This is a genomic window from Dyella sp., from assembly GCF_036568765.1.
Classification (GTDB): Bacteria; Pseudomonadota; Gammaproteobacteria; order Xanthomonadales; family Rhodanobacteraceae; genus GSA-30.
Map to the genome: position 1 here is coordinate 1 of NZ_DATCRY010000225.1, position 2,864 is coordinate 2,864.

The 2,864-nt window shown below is 62.6% G+C and carries 3 protein-coding genes and 1 riboswitch; of the genes, 2 read left to right on the forward strand and 1 reads right to left on the reverse strand.

What is annotated here, in order from left to right:
- Positions 1-320: phosphoenolpyruvate carboxylase (locus VIM98_RS15430; RefSeq protein ID WP_331993997.1), on the reverse strand; the 320-nt coding region annotated here is incomplete at its 3' end.
- A gap of 106 nt (positions 321-426) precedes the next feature.
- Positions 427-501: riboswitch (S-adenosyl-L-homocysteine riboswitch) on the forward strand.
- Positions 502-516: 15 nt separating this feature from the next.
- Here VIM98_RS15430 and ahcY point away from each other — a divergent pair.
- Positions 517-1,950, forward strand: a complete 1,434-nt coding sequence (ahcY, locus tag VIM98_RS15435; protein ID WP_331993998.1) for an adenosylhomocysteinase — start codon at positions 517-519, stop codon at positions 1,948-1,950.
- Positions 1,951-2,135: 185 nt separating this feature from the next.
- Positions 2,136-2,864 (forward strand): hypothetical protein (locus VIM98_RS15440; protein ID WP_331993999.1); only part of this gene is annotated, 729 nt, incomplete at its 3' end.

Here is a 2,864-nt window from a genome sequence, read left to right on the forward strand (position 1 = left end):
CCTTCGCGCTGGTAATCGCGGCGGCGGCGGATGCGATGGACCCGCTCGGCAATATTTACCGCCTGGAAATAGCTGGCGAAGGCGCGTGCCAGCGCCTCGGCATCGGCAGTATCCAGACCGGCCAACGTATCGGCCAGCGCGGCCACGTCGCGCCCTTCGCGGCGACGCGCGATGGCGGCAGTGCGCACCGACTCCACCCGGCGATAGAACGCCTCGCCCTTCTGTTCAGCCAGCATGCGGCCGACCAGGGCACCCAGGCGACTGACGTCCTCGCGCAGCGGGCCGTCATGGGGTAGGAAATCGTGCTCACGCTCTTGCATCGGCAGCTCCCGGTTGGCAGGGGCCCGAGACTACCCCGCTGTGTTGCGAAGCACAATTTATTCTCCCCTCGCCCTGCGCCCCGGGTTAGAATCGGGGTTCCGTAAGCCCGCCGAGGGGCGCTGCGACCGTCTTGGACGGCCAGGCTCGGCGCGGCATGTTCCATAACGGCGCCCGATCAACCCATCGGAGCCAACGATGAACGCCGTTACCAAAGACACCCATTTCCAGGACTACAAGGTCCGCGATATCTCCCTGGCCGAACTCGGCCGCCGCCGCATCCGCATGGCCGAAGAAGAAATGCCCGGCCTGATGCAGATTCGCGCCCGCTATGCCAAGGAACAACCGCTCAAGGGCGTGCGCCTGTCCGGTTCGCTGCACATGACCAAGGAAACCGCGGTCCTGATCGAAACCCTGAGCACCCTGGGTGCTTCGGTGCGCTGGGCCTCGTGCAATATCTTCTCCACCCAGGACGACTGCGCCGCGGCCATCGCCGCCGCCGGTATCCCGGTGTTCGCCTGGAAGGGCGAGACACTGGAGGAGTATTGGGAATGCACATTGGACATGCTCACCCACCCTGGCCAGACCGGCCCCGAGCTGATCGTCGACGACGGTGGCGATGCCACGCTGCTGATCCACAAGGGCGTGGACATGGAAAATGGCGACGACTGGGTCAATACGCCCAGCGGCAACCATGAAGAGCAGGTCATCAAGGATCTGCTGAAGCGCACCGCCAAGGAGCGCCCCGGCTTCTGGAAGAAGGTCGCGGCCGACTGGAAGGGCGTCTCGGAAGAGACCACCACCGGCGTGCATCGTCTCTACCAGATGATGGAAGCCGGCAAGCTGCTGGTGCCGGCGATCAACGTCAACGACTCGGTCACCAAGAGCAAATTCGACAACCTCTACGGCTGCCGCGAATCGCTGGCCGACGGCATCAAGCGCGCCACCGACCTGATGGTGGCCGGCAAGGTCGCCGTGGTCTGCGGCTACGGCGACGTGGGCAAGGGTTGCGCGCATTCGCTGAAGGGTTTCGGCGCGCGCGTGATCGTCACCGAGATCGATCCCATCAACGCCCTGCAGGCGGCGATGGAAGGCTTCCAGGTCACCACCGTGGAAGACACGCTCGGTATCGCGGACATCTATGTCACCACCACCGGCAACAAGGACATCATCACGCTGGAACACATGGCGGCGATGAAGAACAACGCCCTGGTGTGCAACATCGGCCACTTCGATAACGAGATCCAGATCGATCGCCTGAACACCGCCAAGGATGTCACGCGCGAGAACATCAAGCCGCAGGTGGATCGCTATACGTTCGGAAAGACCAACCACAGTATCTACATGCTGGCCGAAGGCCGTCTGGTGAACCTGGGCTGCGCGCATGGCCATCCGAGCTTCGTGATGTCCAACAGCTTCTCCAACCAGACGCTGGCGCAGATCGACTTGTGGAAGAACAAGGACGCTTACGCCAAGACGGTCTATCGCCTGCCCAAGCAGCTGGACGAAGAAGTCGCCCGCCTGCACCTGGAGCAGATCGGCGTGAAGCTGACCAAGCTCACCCCGGAACAGGCCGCCTATATCGGCGTGCCGGTGGAAGGTCCGTACAAGCCGGATCACTACCGCTACTGATGTCATCCGGTGGCGCCGTCCGACGCGATGGCGCCACCCTTTTCATAGCCATGGATTGACTATTACGCACGAGGCCACGCCGCGTTCAACTACATCGTGGCGCGCGATCGACGTCTGCCGGGCAAACATTGCCTGGGCGCATGCTGTTCCTTTTGCGGCTTCGCCGCGTTTTCGAGGACCATGCCATGAGGCAAAGGATCGCCATCGCTTTGTTGTTGCTCCCCGGGCTTGCTATCGCTCAGCAGGCCGAATTGTTCCACCCCATGCCATTGGCCACCCTTCACGCGTCCGAAGATCCGACGCTGCTGGCGCTGCATGAAACTCCTGCATTTACCGTCATCGGGCGTGTCAACGCCACAACGCAGGCGATGCGCGCGCAAACACCGACGCTTGCTTTGAATCTGACACCTGAGTTGCGAGGCGAGGCACGGCTCACGCACAGCGAAACACTGCGGGACGGCAGCATTGTCTGGCAAGGCCATTGGCATGACGTCAGACATTGGGATGCGCTGAGAGAGGATACCGACGCGCTTGTACGCGCAGCCAATGAAGTTGTTCTGATCAGCCACGAAGGCCGCATCAGCGGCTCCGTGCATGTCGATGGCCAGTTGTACGGCATACGTCCGTTGCGTTCTGGCGGTCATGCGGTGGTTGCCGTCGATACCGCCAGACTACCAGCCGATCACCCCGTTGGCTGGGAGTCGTTAGCCACGACGCATGCGACCGTCACGCCCACGGAAGCCCGTCAGGCTGGAACCGGCGATGCTCAGGTCATGGTGCTGTTCAGCGATAAGGCCATGAGCTCGCTGGCCGATCCTGTCGGCTTCGCTTTGCTGGCGATCGCCGAAACGAATCAGGGTTATGCCAACAGCGGCATAGCGCATCGCCTGTCGGCAGCGGCGGTCCTTCCCGCC

Excerpts from the sequence above, each read along its gene's own strand:
- ahcY (WP_331993998.1), top strand. The coding sequence starts at position 517 with ATGAACGCCGTTACCAAAGACACCCATTTCCAGGACTACAAGGTCCGC.